General features: G+C 64.5%; 16 protein-coding genes. 7 read left to right on the top strand and 9 right to left on the bottom strand.

Going from position 1 to position 17,977, the window contains the following annotated elements:
- Positions 1-234: 234 nt before the first annotated feature.
- Positions 235-1,044 (bottom strand): MipA/OmpV family protein, encoded by an 810-nt coding sequence (locus QU595_RS08065; RefSeq protein WP_315920518.1) that lies wholly within the window; start codon positions 1,042-1,044, stop codon positions 235-237.
- 185 nt (positions 1,045-1,229) lie between these two features.
- On the opposite strand from QU595_RS08065, the gene QU595_RS08060 reads away from it, so the two are divergent.
- Positions 1,230-1,802 (top strand): HdeD family acid-resistance protein, encoded by a 573-nt coding sequence (locus QU595_RS08060; RefSeq protein WP_315920516.1) that lies wholly within the window; start codon positions 1,230-1,232, stop codon positions 1,800-1,802.
- On the opposite strand, the gene QU595_RS08055 is transcribed toward QU595_RS08060, so the two are convergent.
- Both QU595_RS08055 and QU595_RS08050 read right to left on the bottom strand, forming a co-directional pair.
- Positions 1,799-2,782 carry a bifunctional riboflavin kinase/FAD synthetase gene (locus QU595_RS08055; protein ID WP_315920514.1) on the bottom strand — a complete coding sequence of 328 codons (984 nt, stop codon included), beginning with the start codon at positions 2,780-2,782 and terminating at the stop codon, positions 1,799-1,801. The two genes, QU595_RS08060 and QU595_RS08055, sit on opposite strands and share 4 nt — an antisense overlap.
- Positions 2,783-2,788: 6 nt before the next feature.
- The gene (locus QU595_RS08050) at positions 2,789-3,649 is read right to left on the bottom strand and encodes a TIGR01459 family HAD-type hydrolase (RefSeq protein WP_315920512.1); all 861 of its coding nucleotides are present in this window, start codon (positions 3,647-3,649) and stop codon (positions 2,789-2,791) included.
- A 288-nt stretch (positions 3,650-3,937) separates the two neighbouring features.
- Between QU595_RS08050 and QU595_RS08045 the strand changes: the two genes are divergently transcribed.
- Positions 3,938-4,456 carry a CAP domain-containing protein gene (locus tag QU595_RS08045; protein WP_315920510.1) on the top strand — a complete coding sequence of 173 codons (519 nt, stop codon included), beginning with the start codon at positions 3,938-3,940 and terminating at the stop codon, positions 4,454-4,456.
- A gap of 50 nt (positions 4,457-4,506) precedes the next feature.
- Here QU595_RS08045 and QU595_RS08040 read toward each other — a convergent pair whose 3' ends face one another.
- The 3 genes from QU595_RS08040 to QU595_RS08030 all read right to left on the bottom strand — a co-directional run bounded on the left by QU595_RS08040 (position 4,507) and on the right by QU595_RS08030 (position 7,979).
- Complete coding sequence (locus QU595_RS08040) at positions 4,507-6,039, bottom strand: DHA2 family efflux MFS transporter permease subunit (RefSeq protein WP_315920508.1); 1,533 nt, start codon at positions 6,037-6,039, stop codon at positions 4,507-4,509.
- 249 nt (positions 6,040-6,288) lie between these two features.
- Complete coding sequence (locus tag QU595_RS08035; protein ID WP_315920506.1) at positions 6,289-7,503, bottom strand: HlyD family secretion protein; 1,215 nt, start codon at positions 7,501-7,503, stop codon at positions 6,289-6,291.
- Positions 7,500-7,979 carry a MarR family transcriptional regulator gene (locus tag QU595_RS08030; protein ID WP_315920765.1) on the bottom strand — a complete coding sequence of 160 codons (480 nt, stop codon included), beginning with the start codon at positions 7,977-7,979 and terminating at the stop codon, positions 7,500-7,502. The genes QU595_RS08035 and QU595_RS08030 overlap by 4 nt, the downstream gene beginning before the upstream one ends.
- Before the next feature lie 334 nt (positions 7,980-8,313).
- Here QU595_RS08030 and groES point away from each other — a divergent pair, with 334 nt between their 5' ends.
- The 3 genes from groES (at position 8,314) to QU595_RS08015 (ending at position 10,804) form a co-directional block, all read left to right on the top strand.
- On the top strand, positions 8,314-8,610 hold the full coding sequence (gene groES / locus QU595_RS08025) for a co-chaperone GroES (protein WP_315920504.1): 297 nt from the start codon (positions 8,314-8,316) through the stop codon (positions 8,608-8,610).
- 61 nt (positions 8,611-8,671) lie between these two features.
- Positions 8,672-10,315, top strand: coding sequence for a chaperonin GroEL (gene groL / locus QU595_RS08020; RefSeq protein ID WP_315920502.1), 1,644 nt, complete (start codon positions 8,672-8,674; stop codon positions 10,313-10,315).
- 309 nt (positions 10,316-10,624) lie between these two features.
- The gene (locus QU595_RS08015; protein ID WP_315920500.1) at positions 10,625-10,804 is read left to right on the top strand and encodes a CsbD family protein; all 180 of its coding nucleotides are present in this window, start codon (positions 10,625-10,627) and stop codon (positions 10,802-10,804) included.
- Between the two features lie 49 nt (positions 10,805-10,853).
- Here the strand turns inward: QU595_RS08015 and QU595_RS08010 are convergent, their stop codons facing one another.
- Positions 10,854-11,978 carry a metallophosphoesterase gene (locus QU595_RS08010; RefSeq protein ID WP_315920498.1) on the bottom strand — a complete coding sequence of 375 codons (1,125 nt, stop codon included), beginning with the start codon at positions 11,976-11,978 and terminating at the stop codon, positions 10,854-10,856.
- Between the two features lie 153 nt (positions 11,979-12,131).
- Here QU595_RS08010 and fumC point away from each other — a divergent pair, with 153 nt between their 5' ends.
- Positions 12,132-13,529 (top strand): class II fumarate hydratase, encoded by a 1,398-nt coding sequence (gene fumC, locus QU595_RS08005; RefSeq protein WP_315920496.1) that lies wholly within the window; start codon positions 12,132-12,134, stop codon positions 13,527-13,529.
- A 100-nt stretch (positions 13,530-13,629) separates the two neighbouring features.
- The gene (locus QU595_RS08000) at positions 13,630-14,052 is read left to right on the top strand and encodes a DoxX family protein (protein ID WP_315920494.1); all 423 of its coding nucleotides are present in this window, start codon (positions 13,630-13,632) and stop codon (positions 14,050-14,052) included.
- Between the two features lie 69 nt (positions 14,053-14,121).
- Here the strand turns inward: QU595_RS08000 and ppx are convergent, their stop codons facing one another.
- Positions 14,122-15,654, bottom strand: a complete 1,533-nt coding sequence (gene ppx / locus QU595_RS07995) for an exopolyphosphatase (protein ID WP_315920492.1) — start codon at positions 15,652-15,654, stop codon at positions 14,122-14,124.
- A complete protein-coding gene (locus QU595_RS07990; protein WP_315920490.1) occupies positions 15,654-17,855 on the bottom strand; it encodes an RNA degradosome polyphosphate kinase in 2,202 nt (733 codons plus the stop codon). Before QU595_RS07990 ends, ppx begins: the two co-directional genes overlap by 1 nt.
- Positions 17,856-17,977 lie beyond the last annotated feature (122 nt).

Below are 17,977 nucleotides of genomic sequence, written 5' to 3'. Positions count from 1 at the left end.
TCGCATCGCCCGGCGGGCAGCCTTGGGCGTTCAACTATCATGTTCTGGAAAAAGCGCGAGGGGCGCGCACGAGAATCCCGGCGGCTCCGGCAGCCGAGCAAAGCTCATGCCGCCCGGAACACCGGGCCGGTAATTCGTATCGCCGACGCGAACAGATGCGGAAAGCTCGCCATGCCCGCGCTTCTAGCCGAAGACGACCGGGGAATAAAGTGGCGGAATCGGGCGCCGCGCCGCCTACATCGAAAAATCGAAACGGTAGGTGCCGGAGATGCCGACGGTAAACTGATCGCGGTCGCCGCGCTCGCGCACCAGGCTGGACTCCGCGGCCGGGCCGGTCAGGCGCGAATATTCGCCGAACAGGCTGGCGGTGACGGGATCGGTGATCTTCCAGGTAACCGCGCCGCCGACGCCGAGCGACTTCAGGCCTCCGCCGGGATGATATTCGGACACGCCCGACGCCGCCGCTTCCCTCGCGTCGACACCGTAATAGGCCTCGAAATATTTCGACGAGGCGAAGGACAGGCGCGGGCCGCCGGAAATGCGGATGTCCGGGGTCACGTCGTAGAAGGCGTCCGCCGCGACATCGCCGGCAAAGCCGTTATGCGCGCGAATGCCGTGGCGCAATTCGGCGCGCACCCGCATCCAGTCCAGCGGATAGAACTCGAAAAAGCCGCCGGCCTCCCCTCCCCAGCGCACCGGGTCAAGACCCCTCAGCTCGGCGGTATCGCTGCCGCGCGACCACAGGAACTTGCCGACCAGACCCGCGCGCACGCTGCCGCTGTCGACCAGCGCGAACGAGATGTTGTCGTTGCGCGACGAGAAGCGCGCTTCGGGACCGGCCTTGCCCAGCGAGACCAGCGGCACCGCGCTCAGCATATATTTGCTGCTGCCTTCGAACTTCGGCGCCACAAGCCCCGTGGCGCCGACCGTCAGGTACCAGTTGCCGGACATCCAGCCGAAGGCGCCGTCGCCCGCGAGCGCCTCGCCCGGCACCGAAAGCGCGGCGCTGGCCAGCAGGGCGGACAGGGTTCGACGAAGACTCATTGCGACACCATACCTACAACTCACCGTTGACTGAACCCATTGGCGCAAGTTCGGTAAAATTTGCATTAAATACGGCTGTTCAAGCGCGGTGCCGGCCGATGCAGTCGCGCGGCGTTGCTGGACGGATGCAACCTGCGGGGTTACTTTCGGTGGCCTACACCCGATGCTTTCAAGGAGGGACGACAATGACCCTGAGCAACGATGCTTTCAGACAGGCAATCAGCGAGACGCGAGCGAAATGGGGGTGGTTTCTGGCGCTCGGCGTGCTTCTGCTCATCTTCGGCGTGATCGCCTTCGGCAATCTCGTCATCGCCACCGTGGCGTCCGTCTATCTTGTCGGCTGGCTGATGCTGATGGCGGGGATCATCGAGATCATCCACGCCTTCGGCGTGAAGAGCTGGGGACGTTTCTTCTACTGGCTGCTTTCCGGCCTGCTTTATGCCGTCGCTGGCTTCTTCGCCTTCTACAACCCTCTGCTGGCGTCGGCCGTGCTGACCTTCATGCTGGCCATCGCCCTGGTCGCCTCGGGCCTGCTCAGATTGTGGGTCGGCTGGGAACACCGCGCCGAGAGCGGGTCCGGCTGGATCATCGCGGCCGGCATCGTGACCCTGCTGGTCGGCATACTGATCGCCATGCGCTGGCCGGCCAACAGCCTTTGGGTGCTCGGCCTGTTCCTGGCCATCGACCTGATCTTCCAGGGCTGGACCTTCATCGCCTTCGGCCTTGGCCTGAAAGCCAGCGGCCGCGCCTCAAGCTAGAAGGCGATCTTGCCGTCGAGGCCCGAGAGCGGTCTTACACCGGCAAGCAGCGCCCTCGCCTCCGCCTCGTCGCGCTTCATCTGCGCGACGAGCGCATCCAGTCCGTCGAATTTCTCCTCGCCGCGCAGGTAACCGAAGAAGGAAACCTGGCAGACTTCCCCGTAGAGATCGCCGGAAAAGTCGAACAGGAAGGTTTCCAGAAGCGGAGCCCCGTTGTCGTCCACGGTCGGCCGCCGGCCAAAGCTCGCGACGCCGTCGTGCAGGGTGCCGTCCGCGCGACGGAACCGCACGGCATAGATGCCCTCTTTCAGGCCGGTTTCCGGCGACATCTTCATGTTGGCGGTGGGGAAACCGAGCGTGCGGCCTAGCTGCTGGCCTCCGATCACCTCGCTTTCGACGGTGAAGCGATAGCCGAGCAATCCCGCGGCCTCCGCGGGGTCGCCAGCCTCCAGCAATGTGCGGATGCGGCTGGATGACACCACTTCCGAGCCTTCATCGCAGAAGGCGTCCACCAGCAGAACGCCGAAGCCGTGCCGCTCGCCGGCAGCCATCAGATAGGTCGGACCGCCCCGCCGATCCTTGCCGAAATGGAAATCGAAGCCGGTCACCGCGCAGCTTATGCCGAGCGCGCCCTCGAGAATATCGATGATAAAGGATTCTGCCGACCGCGAAGCGAATTCCCGGGTGAAGGCCCGTTCGACCACGGCATCGAAGCCCAGTTCCCTGAGCAGGCGCGCCTTCATGGACGGCGGCGTCAGCACGAACAGAGGCGTTTCCGGCTTGAACACCTTGCGCGGATGCGGATCGAAGGTCAGCACCAGCGCCGGCTTTCCCCGCCGGTGTGCCTCGTCCAGCGCCTGCCGCAGAACGGCCTGATGACCGCGATGCACGCCATCGAAATTGCCGATGGCGACCACGCCGCCGCGCAGATGCGACGGCAGCGGCCGATCGCCCGAGATGCGCTCGAACGGCGACGCCATCCAGCCCTACCGCAGCCTTGGAATCACGGCGACCGGACTGTAGCCGTGCTTTTCGAGGAAGGCGGCGAGCCGCGCCGGGTCGGGCGCCATCGGTTCGCCATAGTCGCGCGCGTGGATGCCGCCCGTCACATAAAGGACGCCGAAGCCGTTGTCGGCGGCGCCCTTCACGTCCGTCATCACGCCGTCGCCGATGGCCAGCACCTGGCTGCGGTCCACCTCCGCGCCGAGCACCTCGCATGCCGCCTTCAGCGCCACCTTGTAGATCGGCGCGTGCGGCTTGCCGGCGATCAGCGTACGCCCGCCCATCTGCGCATAGTCGCGCGCCAGTGCGCCGGCGCACCAGATCAGCCTCTCGCCGCGCTCGACGATGATGTCGGGGTTGGCGCATATGAACGGCAGGTTCCTGGCGCGCAGGCGCCGCAAGAGCTGCGCGTAGTCTTCCGGCGTCTCGACCTCGTCGTCCACCAGGCCGGTGCAGACGACCGCCTGCGCCTCGAACTCTTCCACCAGATCGACGTCCAGCCCGTCATAGATGGTGTAGTCGCGCTCGGGGCCGAGATGAAAGATCTTGCGCGGGCTTTCGGCGATCAGGTCGCGGGTCACGTCGCCCGACGTCACGACCCTGTCGTAGACGCCTTCCGGCACGCCGATGACACGCATCTGGGCTATCACGTCGGCACTGCGGCGCGGCGAATTGGTGATCAGGACGACGGCAAGCCCCGCCTCGCGCGCCCGCTTGAGCGCGGCCGCGGCATGCGGAAAATGCGTCTCACCATTGTGCACGACGCCCCAGACGTCGCACAGCAGGGCGGAATAACGCCCCGTCACCACGTCCAGCGAAGCGATGTTTTCTGGCAGTTCGGTCATGCCGTAGTCCACGGTCGTCGGCGCCTCATGGGAAAGATCCGGCCGGTCGCCGGACCGGTTCCGATTAGCCGAAGCGCTTCGCCGTGTCACCAGCTTTCGCCGGACAGCGGGAAAACAGGGGCCGCGAGAGCGCTATGAGGGGCATGCGCGGCATTGCTGCAATACCGCGCGTGGAAGCCAGTGAAGACCGACAGGGTCTACATCGGCCGCCTGACCGGTTCCTGACTGCATGCCGGCTTTTCGCGACGCTGCCCGGCAAAAGCCACGATCTGCGTTATTGAGGCAGCCATGCCCGATCATTGCGCGAACGAATCAGCTCTCCAACTCGACCTTTCCAGGCGGAAACTTCTGAAGGTCGCGACGGCGGGCGGACTGCTGTCGCTGTTGTCGGCCTGCGCAACGATGCGGCCGACCGGAGAAGGTGCCGGCGCCTCGTCGTCGGCGGCGGGCATCCTGGGCGGCATCCGCACAGCGCAGGGGCTGCCCGCGCTGTATCCTGACAGGCAGCTCGAACAGACCGCTCTCCAGCAGGCCGGCTACATGGCGGGCGCCGGGCGCATGACCCATACCACGGGCTGGGGGAAGGATTTCTCGTCGCGCGTGAAGGGCAACGACATCGATGGCGCCGCCGCCGAGAACATCGCGGAGGGCCGCATGGACCTGACCCGGCTGTTCGACATGTGGATGAATTCGCCGCCTCACCGCCGCAACATGCTCGACCCGCGCTTCACCCGTTTCGGCCTTGCCTACACGCGCGATGCACAGAAGACCGACTGGCGCTACTGGGCGCTGGTGCTGGGCAGGTAGCCGGCAAGGCCACCTCCCCGGCGTCGCCTGCCCGCCCGCAATGCCGGCGCTCAGTCCATGTGAGCGGCCGGGGCTCCGCCGGCCGGCGCATATTTCGGCCGTCGCAGCAGGAAGACCAAGGGCAGTGCGCACAGCGTCACGATCATCATCAGCTTGAAGTCGTTGACGTAGGAGATCATCAGCGCCTGGATGTTCACGAGCCCGTCGATCTGCGCCAACGCGGTCGGATCGCCCTGGGCGGCCGCGGGTGAAGCCGCCCATAGATTCGGGTTGTAGGGGTTGATGAAGGCCCCGAGTTCGGCGTGGTTGATCTGCGTGTTCCGCGTCAACATGACCGTGACCACCGAGATGCCGATCGAGGAGCCGATGTTGCGCACGAGGCTGAACAAGGCCGTCGCATCGGTGCGGAAACGGGCATCGAGCGTGGCGAAGGCCACCGTGGACAGCGGCACGAAGACAAGGCCGAGCCCCAGTCCCTGGATCACGCCGGTGGTCAGGATGAGCCAGTCGTCCATCTCGGGCGAGAAACCGGACATGTCGTAGAGCGAATAGGCCGTCAGCAGCAGACCGACCACGACGAGCAGGCGCGCATCGACGACGCGCACGAGGCGGCCGACGATCAGCATCGAGATCATGGTGCCCACGCCGCGCGGCGCCATGACCATGCCGGTGGTGATGGTGGGATAGCTGAAGATGGTCGAGAGCATCGGCGGCAGCAGCGCCAGACTGGCCAGCAGGATGACGCCGATGACGAAAATGAACACCAGCCCCGTCGCGAAATTGCGGTCGAGGAAGATCTTGGGATCGATGAAGGGATGCTCCGCCGTCAGCGTATGGACGATGAAGACCCAGAAGCCGATGAGCGACAGGCCGAACTCGATCCAGATCTCGAGCGAGGAGAACCAGTCCGCGTCGGCGCCGCGGTCGAGCATGAGCTGCAACGCGCCAACCCCCAGCGAGAGCATCGCGAAGCCGAAGAAATCGAAGCCGCGCACGCGCTTGGCGATGCTGGGCAGGTAGGCGGCCGAGCCGAGGAAGGCCAGTATGCCGACCGGCAGGTTGATGAAGAAGACCCAGCGCCAGTTGAGCGTTTCCGTCAGCCAGCCGCCGAGCGTCGGGCCGATGATGGGCCCGACCATGATGCCGGCGCCCCAGATCGCCATGGCCTGGCCGTGCCTCTCCCTGGGATTGATGTCGAGAAGGAAGGTCTGCGACAGCGGCACGATCGCGGCGCCGAACACGCCCTGCATCAGCCGGAACGCGACCATTGAGGTCAGGCTTCCGGCCAATCCGCAGGCCATGGAGAAGATGACGAAGCCGACCACGGAGGTGAGGAAAAGCTCCTTGCGGCCGAAGCGGTCCGACAGCCAGCCGGTGACGGGCGTCATGATGGCCGCGGCGACGATATAGGAGGTCAGCACCCAGTTGATGGTGTCCTGCGAGGCGCTGAGATCGCCCATCATCGACGGCAGCGCCACGTTCGCGATGGTGGTGTCGAGCACCTGCATGATCGTGCCGAGCATGATCGAGACCGTGATCAGGCCACGGTGCGGCACTTCGCGATGGGTTTCAGGCGTGCTCATGATCGTCAGCTTCCGCGGCCCGATGTCCGCAATGCAGAAGCGGCCATATGGCCGCACTCTCTACTGGTTTTCCGGGCGGCAGGGCGGACCATGAGGTCCGCCGGTCGGCTGGGGGTTTGACGACCGGCGTCCGCAAGATCGCCCTGTCGCCCGGAAACTCTTCAGGCGGCGCGCCTTCTTGGCCAGACGGGGGAGACCGGCCCGCAGGCCCTGTGGTCTCACCGCTATGGCCGGCGCGTCCCGCCCGCTTCAGTTCTTCTTCGGCTGCGCGGCTGCCTGACCCGTCTCGTTCGAATAGGCATGTCCGAACAGCGCGCCGAAACCGCGCGAAACCCCGGTATCCACGGTCACGTCGGCGCTCATGCCGGTGCGCAGGGCCAGGTTCTTGTCGGGGTCGTCCAGCTTCAGGTAGACGGGGATGCGCTGCGTGACCTTGACCCAGTTGCCGGTGGCGTTCTGCGCCGGCAGCAGCGAGAATTCCGCGCCGGTGCCCGCGCCGACCGCCTGGATCGTCGCCTTGAAGGTCTTGCCCGGATAGGTGTCGAGCTCGACGTCGGCCTCCTGGCCGGGCTTCATGTGGGTGAGCTGCGTTTCCTTGAAATTGGCCTCGATCCAGGTGTCGCCGGTTTCGACCAGCGCGAAAAGCGGCGTACCGACGGTGACGTACTGGCCCGGCTTGAACGATGACGCCTGATAGACGATGCCGTCGCCCGGAGCACGAACCGTGGTCTGGCTCAGATCGTATGCGGCCTTGTCGCGCTGAGCGAGCGCCGCAAGCACCGTCGGATGCTGGTCGGTCTGGATATCGGGATTGCCGCCGAGCGCGGCCTTGGCGCTGACGATGCCCTGCTCCGCCACGGCCAGCTGCTGCCTGGCCTTGTCGAGGTCCGTACGGGCCTGGTCCAGTGCCGACTTGGCATTTATGCCCTTCTGGGCGAGATCGGAAGCGCGATTGAACTGCGCCTGTGCATAGTCGACCTGGGCCTGGTCCGAACGCTCCTGCGCAATGGCCTGGCTGTAGGCGGCGCGAAGCTGCTCGACATTGAGGCGCGCGGTCGCGACGGCGGCATCGGCCTGTGCGAGGGCGATGCGGTAGGGCTCCGGATCGATCACGAAGAGCACGTCGCCCTTCTTGACGATCTGGTTGTCGTTGACATCCACCTGGACGATGCGGCCGGCCGTATCGGCCGCGATCGAGACCTTGGCCTGCCTCAGATTGGCGTTGTCCGTCTCTTCGTAGCGGCCGCCGGTGACCCAGAAATAGCCGCCGCCAACCACGAGCAGGAGCGGCAGCGCCAGCATCAGCGCGAAACGACCTTTCCGGCTCTTCTTCTTTTTGGGTTGCGGAGGAACGTCCTGGGGAGGCGCGGCAGCCGCCACCGGAGCGGGCGCAGGCTGCTGCGCGGGCGCCTCCATTTCGAGCTTTTCCGCCTTTTCCTCGTCTATCTTCGATACCGCATTCATGATGTTACGCCTTCAGGAACCTTTTGACGCTCGACCGGCTGCGTTTCGCAGTCAGAAAGATTGTCGATGACGGTGGACAGTCCCGCGACCAGCGCGAGGCGAGCTTCCATTGACATGCCGGCCAGCGCTTCCTCGTAGACCTCGCCCGCCAAGCTTTTGATGTGGGCGTAGGCCTCCCGCGCCTTCGCGGTCGGATAAATGGTGCGGACCCTGCGGTCCGTCGCGTCGGTGCGGCGCTCGATCCAGCCGCCCTCCTGCATGCGGTCGATCAGGCGCGAAACGCTGATCGGCTCGATTTCGAGGAGCTCGGCCAGCCGGGCCTGGGCCACCCCCTCCTCCTTCGCCACGCGAACCAGCAGGCGCCATTGCGCTGCGGAGAGGCCAAGCCCGCTGGCGCGCATCTCGAAGCGCTTGCGCATGAGCCGCGCCGCGTCGTGGATCAGAAATCCAAGCCTATCCAAACCATCGGAAACCATGAGCGACATATATAATAAGCGTGCTTATTATTCAATATGCCGACAAGAAAGGTGATCTGCCGAAAATGCATGGCAGCCATGCGGATACGGCAGACCTGCACCAAAAGCCGTTCTCGCAAATAAGCGTTTGGGAATATCGCCAGACGCTCCGGTCGCCCCGCCGGGGAAGCGTCAAAATGCGCGATAATGCGCGAACGCGTGCGCGCGCTTCTTGACACCAATGTGGGGTCGGACTATCTCACCGGCAACGTTGGCACTCACCCTCATAGAGTGCTAACGGGTCCGGTCACGCCGGACGGAGGAATTGTTTCTCATCATTGACCGAGGAAATCAAATGGCAAAGTCGAAGTTCCGCCCGCTTCATGACCGCGTGGTCGTTCGCCGGGTCGAATCCGAAGAGAAGACCGCCGGCGGGATCATCATCCCCGACACCGCCAAGGAGAAGCCGCAGGAAGGCGAGATCATCGCCGTCGGTTCCGGCGCCCGCGACGAGAGCGGCAAGCTGGTCCCGCTGGACGTCAAGGCCGGCGACCGCGTCCTCTTCGGCAAGTGGTCGGGCACGGAAGTCCGGCTCAATGGCGAAGACCTTCTGATCATGAAGGAATCCGACATCATGGGCGTCATCGGCTGATCGGCCGCCTGTTCCCATCATCTGATCCCTCGGGCCGCGCGCCCTTACCAGGAGCTTAAATATGGCTGCCAAAGAAGTAAAATTCTCCCGTGACGCACGCGAGCGCATGCTGCGCGGCGTCAACATCCTCGCCGACGCGGTGAAGGTGACGCTCGGCCCGAAGGGCCGCAACGTCGTCATCGACAAGTCGTTCGGCGCCCCGCGCATCACCAAGGACGGCGTCACCGTCGCCAAGGAGATCGAACTGGAAGACAAGTTCGAGAACATGGGCGCGCAGATGGTGCGTGAGGTCGCTTCCAAGACTAACGACATCGCCGGTGACGGCACCACCACCGCGACCGTGCTGGCCCAGGCCATCGTGCAGGAAGGCGCCAAGGCCGTCGCCGCCGGCATGAACCCGATGGACCTGAAGCGCGGCATCGACACCGCCGTGGCCGAAGTCGTCGCCGATCTCGGCAAGAAGGCCAAGAAGATCAAGACCTCCGAGGAAGTCGCGCAGGTCGGCACCATCTCGGCCAACGGCGACGAGTCGGTCGGCAAGATGATCGCCGAGGCGATGCAGAAGGTCGGCAACGAGGGCGTCATCACCGTCGAGGAAGCCAAGACCGCCGACACCGAGCTGGAAGTCGTCGAAGGCATGCAGTTCGATCGCGGCTACCTGTCGCCCTACTTCATCACCAACCCGGACAAGATGGTCGCCGAGCTTGAGGATGCCTACATCCTCCTCCACGAGAAGAAGCTCTCCAACCTCCAGGCGATGCTGCCCGTGCTCGAGGCCGTCGTGCAGACCTCCAAGCCGCTCCTCATCATCTCCGAGGACGTCGAGGGCGAGGCTCTGGCCACGCTGGTCGTCAACAAGCTGCGTGGCGGCCTGAAGATCGCCGCCGTCAAGGCTCCGGGCTTCGGCGACCGCCGCAAGGCCATGCTGGAGGACATCGCCATCCTCACCGGTGGCCAGGTCATCTCCGAAGATCTCGGCATCAAGCTCGAGAACGTGACGGTCAACATGCTCGGCAAGGCCAAGCGTGTCCGCATCGAGAAGGAGAACACCACGATCGTCGACGGCGCCGGCAAGAAGGCCGAGATCCAGGGCCGCGTTGCCCAGATCAAGCAGCAGATCGAGGAGACCACCTCCGACTACGACCGTGAGAAGCTGCAGGAGCGTCTCGCCAAGCTGGCCGGCGGCGTTGCCGTCATCCGCGTCGGTGGCGCGACCGAGATCGAGGTCAAGGAGAAGAAGGACCGCGTTGACGACGCCCTGAACGCGACCCGCGCGGCCGTCGAGGAAGGCATCGTTCCGGGCGGCGGCGTCGCCCTGCTGCGCGCCACCCAGGCGATCAAGGCCACCGGCGGCAATGCCGACCAGGCCGCCGGCATCAACATCGTGCGCCGCGCGCTGCAGGCTCCGGCCCGCCAGATCGCGACCAACGCCGGTGCCGAGGCTTCGATCGTTGCCGGCAAGATCCTCGAGAACAAGGCGCCGAACTACGGCTACAACGCCCAGACCGGCGAGTATGGCGACCTGATCCAGCTCGGCATCGTCGACCCGGTCAAGGTCGTTCGCGCCGCCCTGCAGGACGCCGCTTCGGTTGCCGGCCTGCTGGTCACCACCGAGGCCATGATCGCCGAGGCTCCGAAGAAGGACGCCCCGATGCCGGCAATGCCCGGCGGCGGCATGGGCGGCATGGGCGGCATGGACTTCTAAGTCCGGCCCAGCACCGAAATCGAGAAGGGCGGCAGCGATGCCGCCCTTTTTTCTGGCTCGTCACCGCAAGTATGACGCCATCCGGCGCAACCACCGCCTGAAGGTCACGTTTAAGGTCGGTCAGGCGATCTCCGGAGCAATCCAAGGAACGCTGCAATGCAAGGCGCCTCCCGAGCGATAAAGGCTCGGGAGGCGTTTTTTCTTCCTGAAAATAGACCGTTGGACCTGAAAATTGAACCTGTCCGACATCGGGAACCGTTTCGTCCCCGCCTCGTTTTCCTCTGCCAAGACAAACCCAGGAGATGCGCAATGGTGAACAAGGACCAGGTTTCCGGCGTTGCCAAACAGGTCAAGGGCTCCGTGAAGGAGGCTGTCGGAAAGGCCACCGGAAACAGAAGCACCGAAGCCAGGGGCAAGGTCGAGAAGGCCGCCGGGAAGGTGCAGAAGACCTACGGCGACGCGAAGGAAAAGATCAAGGACGCGCTCTGATCCGTGCCGTGAAATCGCGTTAGGAAAGGGCGGCTGGAGCCGCCCTTTTTCATGTGCGGATGGGTTTGCTGAAAGCGTTGGAGAACACGACGCCTCCGTTGTCGTCCACTGCCTCCCCCAGCACCACGTCCATCGCTTCCGACGTTACCCTTGCAAGCGCGAAGCCGCCCATAAAGGCGGCCTTCGGCTTGAAGAGGTCGAGCCCGTCGCGGTTGTAGATCATCGGCGTTTCGTGCTGATGCCCATGGAAGATGCCGACGACGTTGTAACCGCTCAGCGTCTCCAGCAAGGCCTCCCGGTCGGTCTCCGACCACCAATGCGGCTTGCCGGCGCCTTCGTCGTCGAAGGTGGATTTGGCCGGATCCCATTTTTCGATCGAAAAGACGTCCCAGCCATAGTGCTGGAACACCACGACCGGGCGGCCGTCGGACGCGAAGGCGGCAAGGTTCTGCTTCAGCCATGGCAGGCCGCTCGGAGCGTTATGGCCTGTGTCGCCGGCGAAACGATGCGTCTGGACAAGATGCAGCCCGCCCCAGTCCCAGGAATAGCAATCGGAATCGAGGTCATAGTCGCTGACCGGCACGGCCGGCTTGAAGAACACGCCGGGGCGGTGGTTGACCTCGACATAGTCGCGCATCTCGCGGCGATACCAATCGAGATGCGGCGCAGGGCCGTTCTGGTCGAGGTCGTGGTTTCCCAGCCCGACATAGACGGGGAAATGCACCCGGTCCGGCCCCATGCCCTGCTGGTAGCGCTGGCTGAACTGCAGAAGCTGCGTGCCTTCGCTGGGCTGGGTAACCTGCCCGCCGCCGTCGTCGGTCATGTCGCCGCCGACGACGATGCCGAGCGGGGTGCCGATGCGGCTGCCGGCGGACCGCAAGGTGGTGGAGACGCCGCCGATTTCCGCCGGCCATTGCTTGTCCGCGATGCCGTTGAGCGCGGCGACGTGGCGCAGGAGGTTCGCATCCGTCTTGCCTTGCTGCTGGCAGCGCGGACTAGGGCCGCTCCTCATCCGGCAGGCATGAATGTCGGACACGAACAGGAACGTCGCATCTATCGGCGGAACCGCAGCCCGCGCCGAAGTCGATCGCGGCAGGGCAAAGAGCGCCGCCATGCCGGCGGTCCGCGCCAGGACCGCGCGGCGTGAAAGGGGAATCTGCAAACGATCTTTCATGGCCTCCATTTGAGCACGGGCCGGCGCACAGCGTCCAGTTTCCACGTCCGTCGCGGAGCTGAACCGATTTGCATCCGCCCTGCCCTCAATCTTCGCTTGAAGCCCCTTGGGCAAAGCGATACGCCGTTGCCGAAATCAGGATGGAGACGGCTCGTGAGCGCGCAAAAGACCAGAACCGAAACGGACACGTTCGGCCCGATCGAGGTGCAGGCGGATCGCTATTGGGGCGCGCAGGCGCAGCGTTCGCTTGGCAACTTCAAGATCGGCTGGGAAAAGCAGCCGCTGTCGGTCGTTCGTGCGCTGGGCATCGTCAAGCGCGCGGCCGCGGAGGCCAATATGGAACTCGGCCGGCTCGACCCGAAGATCGGCGCGGCAATCGTGCAGGCCGCGCAGGAAGTCATCGACGGCAAGCTCGACGACCATTTCCCGCTGGTGGTGTGGCAGACCGGCTCGGGCACCCAGTCCAACATGAACGCCAACGAGGTGATCTCCAACCGCGCGATCGAGCTGCTCGGCGGCGAGATGGGCTCCAAGAAGCCGGTCCATCCCAACGATCACGTCAATATGAGCCAATCGTCGAACGACACTTATCCGACGGCCATGCACATCGCCTGCGCCGAGCGGATCGTGCACGACCTGTTGCCGGCGCTGAAGCATCTGCACGCCGCGCTTGACGCCAAGGCGAAGGCATTCGACCACATCGTCAAGATCGGCCGCACGCACACCCAGGACGCGACGCCGCTCACCCTCGGCCAGGAATTCTCGGGCTACACCGCGCAGGTCGCCTCCTCCATCAAGCGCATCGAGCTGACCCTGCCCGGCCTGTGCGAGCTGGCGCAGGGCGGCACCGCCGTCGGCACCGGCCTCAACGCCCCGGTCGGCTTTGCCGAAAAGGTGGCGGAGCGCATCGCCGCCATCACCGGCATCCCCTTCACTTCGGCGCCGAACAAGTTCGAGGCGCTGGCCGCGCACGACTCCATGGTGTTCTCGCACGGCGCCATCAACGCAACCGCTGCGGCGCTGTTCAAGATCGCCAACGACATCCGTTTCCTCGGCTCGGGGCCTCGTTCGGGCCTTGGGGAACTGGCGCTGCCGGAGAACGAACCCGGCTCCTCGATCATGCCGGGCAAGGTCAATCCTACCCAGTGCGAGGCGATGACGCAGGTCTGCGTGCAGGTGTTCGGCAACAACACGGCGCTGACCTTCGCCGGCAGCCAGGGCCACTTCGAGCTGAACGTCTACAATCCCCTGATGGCCTACAACTTCCTGCAATCGGTGCAGTTGCTGTCGGATGCTTCCGTATCGTTCACCGACAACTGCGTGGTCGGCATCGAGGCGCGCGAGGACAACATCAAGGCGGCGCTGGAGCGTTCGCTGATGCTGGTCACCGCGCTCGCGCCCACCATCGGCTACGACAACGCCGCCAAGATCGCCAAGACCGCGCATAAGAACGGCACCACGCTGCGCGAAGAAGCGGTGGGCGGCGGCTATGTCAGCGACGCCGATTTCGACCGTCTCGTGCGGCCGGAGGACATGACCCGTCCGGGTTGATCGACGCCATAAATGTGAACGATCCGTCGACTGATTTGCATCTTCGGTGAACGACGGGAACGGTGTATATAAGCGACATCGCAACTTCTGGAGAGAATGCATGTCCACTCCCGTTTCCGCCGGTTCCGGCGCAGCCACCAATGCCCCGGTCGTCGTGCTGGCCGGGCGCGTTCTTCTGTCGATCCTGTTCATCATCGCCGGCTTCGGCAAACTGACCTCCATCGGCGCCACCGCCGGCTTTTTCGGCAGCCTCGGGCTTCCGCTGCCGACAGTGACAGCGATCGTCGTCGGGCTCGTCGAGCTTCTGGGCGGCCTGGCCATCCTGGTCGGCTTCAAGACCCGCATCGCCGCGATCGTACTCGCCATCTTCACGGTCGGCGCCACCGCCGTTGCGCATCTCGACTTTTCGCAGGCCGGCAACGCCCTGATGCTGCAAAAGAACCTCGGCCTGATCGGCGGCTTCCTGCTGCTGGCCGTGCTGGGCGCCGGTCCGCTGTCCATCGACGGCCGTCTCGGCGACTGATCCTCCCAAGAACCGGAAAAGGGCGCGAACATCGCGCCCTTTTTCTTTTCCGGCCAGGGCAGGAACGTTCTACTTGGCCGATACGCTGGGGCCGCCCTCGACCGCCAGCACAAGGCGGCGCCCGGTTATCTTGGCCAGTTGCGACAATCGTCCTGCGGGCCTTTCCCCATAGAGTCCGGCGAGATCGGACGGGATGACCAGCGCCAGCCTGTCGGCGCCGAATTTTTCCCAACGCAGGCGCGGCATCACGCCGGGCATGGCCGCCGTCAGCAGATAGACGACGCGCATCATGGCGGCCAGTATGCGGGCCCGCTCGAGATTGCGCGGTCCCGCCAACGCCCTCAGTTCCGACACCGATTCGTTGAAGACGCCTTCGTGGCGAAACAGATTGGTGAGCGCCAGATAGGCGCGGCCCGGATGGTCGACCCCGATGAAGGAAGCGTGGGCAATGATGTTGAGCGACTGCGTGCCGCGATATTCAGGATGCGCGCGCCAGCCGATGTCGGCCAGAAGACAGGCCGCCTTGCGATAACGCGCCTCGTCTTCGGTTTCGTCGACACCGAGCGCGGCGAACGCCTTGCCCGTCCACTCGACGAGTTCCTGCGCATGGGTGACCGAACGCGAGCGCAGCCGGGCAAGCTCCTCCGCCGCGGAGATCAGCGGATCGGCCTTCTGCTGTTCGGAATCGAGGAGAGAATAAAGAAAGCCCTCGCGCACGCCGAAGCCGGAGACGATGATCCTGGACGGCCGCATGGCGCTGAGGATTTCCTGCAGCACGACGGCGCCGTAGGGCAGCAGCGAACGGCGGTTCTTCGATACGCCTTCGATGCCCTTGACCTTCTCCACCTCGCCTTTCGCCACCTGCTTCAGGAACGCGACGGCGCTTTCGATCCCGATCTCGTAATGGTGCATGACACCGAGCGGGTAGCCGGTCATTTCCATGTGAAGGCGCGCGAGATTTCGCCAGGTGCCGCCCACCGCATAGAAGGGCCGGCCCTTGCCGCGCTCCAGCAGCTTGGCGCGCGACACTTCCTTACGGGCGATGGCGGCGGCTTGGGCGAGCGAGTTCTTCGCCATATCCTGAAGCCGAAGGCCGCCGAGCGGCAGGGTGATGCCGTCGCCGATCGCACTGCCATCGACGTCGATCAGCTCCAGGCTGCCGCCGCCGAGGTCCCCCACAATGCCGTTGGCCGGGCAGAAAGACGAGATGACGCCGAGCGCGGAATAATGCGCTTCCTGCCGTCCCGACAGCACCTGGATGGGCGTCCGCAGCACCTTTTCGGCGCGATGGATGAAGTCCGGCCCGTTTTCGGCCTCGCGTGCCGCGGCGGTTGCCAGCACGTAGATCTGCTCCGCCCCCGCCTGGTCCGAGAGCGCGCGGAAGCGGCGGAATTCCTCCATCGAACGCGTGACGGCCTCGGAGTCGAGCCTGCCGGTGGAGACGATGCCGCGCCCCAGGCCGGCGAGCATCTTCTCGTTGAACAATACGGTCGGCGAGCGCACCAACCCTTCATAGACCACGAGACGGATCGAGTTGGAGCCGATGTCCACGATCGACAGCGGCTTGCGGTCCTGCAACCGCCCCTGGGAGCCTGCTGGCATCAACCGGCCGCTGCGCTGTGCTTCTTGCGACGCATGAACTGCGCGATGCGCTTCGGCGCGTGCGATTTCAGCGCATCACCCCGTCCGGACAGGCTCGGATTGGTCATGAAATATTCCTGCGCATTGAACGGCTCTTCCCCCTCCTCCAGCACTACCCGGCGCGAGGTCCCGTCCGCCAATACTTCGAAACTTTGCTGGTTGTCCACAATGTTGCCGAGCATGATCTGGTCGAGCACCTGCGCATGCACGGTCGGATTGGTGATCGGCACCATGGTTTCCACGCGGCGGTCGAGATTGCGCGGCATCATGTCGGCGGAGCTGATGTAGACGATAGCCTCGTCGGAAGGCAGGCCGTGACCGTTGCCGAAGCAATAGATGCGGCTGTGCTCGAGGAAGCGGCCGACGATCGATTTGACGCGGATGTTCTCCGACAGGCCCGGAACCTGCGGCCTCAGGCAGCATATGCCGCGCACCACCAGGTCGATGTCCACGCCGGCCCGGCTGGCCTCGTAAAGCGCATCGATCACGGTGGGATCGACCAGTGAATTCATCTTCATCCAGATGCGCGCCGGCCGACCGTTGCGCGCATGCTCGATCTCTTCGGCAATGTGGCCGAGAATGCGGCTGCGAAGCGTATAGGGCGAAAGCGCGATGCACATTTCGCCGGTCGGCTCGGCATAGCCGGTGATGAAGTTGAATATCTGCGAAACGTCGCGCGCGATGCGCGGATCGCAGGTGAAGAAGGACAGGTCCGTATAGATGCGGGCCGTGATCGGGTGGTAGTTGCCGGTGCCCAGGTGCACGTAGTTGCGCAGCCGGCCGTCTTCGCGCCGCACCACCAGCGACATCTTGGCGTGCGTCTTCAGTTCGAGGAAGCCGAACACCACCTGCACGCCGGCCCGTTCGAGGTCGCGCGCCCATCGTATATTGGCTTCCTCGTCGAAGCGGGCCTTCAGCTCCACCAATGCCGTCACCGACTTGCCGGCCTCGGCGGCATCCACCAGCGCGCGCACGATCGGGCTGTCGTTCGAGGTGCGGTAAAGCGTCTGCTTGATCGCCACGATCTCGGGATCGGCCGCGGCCTGGCGCAGGAACTGCACCACGACGTCGAACGACTCGTAAGGATGGTGGACGACAATGTCCTTCTCCCGGATCGCCGCGAAGCAATCGCCGTTGTGTTCGCGGATACGCTCTGGGAAACGCGGGTTGTAGGGCGTGAACTTGAGGTCGTCGCGCGCCACCGCCACGATCTCGGATATCTGGCTGAGCGCCAGCGGCCCCGACAGAACGCTGATGCGGCTGGAGGAAACACCCAGCTCGCCAGCCACGAAATCGCGCAGTTCTTCCGGCATCGACATGTCGAACTCGATGCGGATGACCGACCCCCTGCGGCGGCGCTTCAGCGCCGTCTCGAACAGCCGCACCAGGTCTTCCGATTCCTCCTCGACCTCGATATCGCTGTCGCGGATGATGCGGAAGGTACCCGAGCCCTTCACCTCATATCCGGGAAAGAGCTTGCCGATATAGAGGCCGACCACTTCCTCCAGCGGGATGAAGCGCACCGTGTCCTTGCGGTCCGGCAGGCGCACGAACCGCTTCAGCGCCTGCGGCAGGCGCAGCAGCGCGCTCATCATCTCTCCGTCCTTGCGATGGCGCAGTTGCAGCGCGATCGAAAAGCCGAGGTTCGGAATGAACGGGAACGGGTGCGCCGGATCGATCGACAAGGGCGTGAGGACCGGGAAGATCTGCTCCTGGAAATGCTCCTCCAGCCAGATCCGCTCGTCCTTGGTCAACTGATCGCCGGTGATGCTGGCGATGCCTTCGGCATTGAGCAGAACCCGCAGATCGACCAGGCTCTTCTGCTGGTCTTCCTGCAGCCGCTCCACCTCGCGCAGCAATTGTTCGAGCTGCTGTTCGGGCGTGCGGCCATCGGGGCTGCGTAGCTTGATGCCCTGCCGCACCTGCCCGGCAAGGCCGGCGACCCGCACCATGAAGAATTCGTCGAGATTGTCGGCCGAAATGGACAGGAAGCGCACCCGCTCCAGAAGCGGATGGTTGGGATTATGCGATTCTTCCAGCACGCGCCGGTTGAATTGAAGCCAGGAGAACTCCCTGTTCACGAAACGATCGGGATTGCCCGCCACAGAGCCCGCATCCTCGACGGCCGTGAATTCAGCCTGCACCGGCTTCAGTTCGGTCATGTCCTTCCTTCTCTCTCCGGTTTCGTGCCGTTTATCCGGCTCAACTTATCCTCTGGCACGGTTTTGCGACAGTTTCATTTCATCGATCTTGCAAAGCGGCGGCATATGCTTCAAACGCAAGC

The organism is Mesorhizobium sp. SP-1A (assembly GCF_032460275.1).
Taxonomy (GTDB): Bacteria; Pseudomonadota; Alphaproteobacteria; order Rhizobiales; family Rhizobiaceae; genus Mesorhizobium.
The sequence above is the reverse complement of the archived record's forward strand: the minus strand, read 5'-3'. Positions and strand labels throughout refer to the sequence as shown.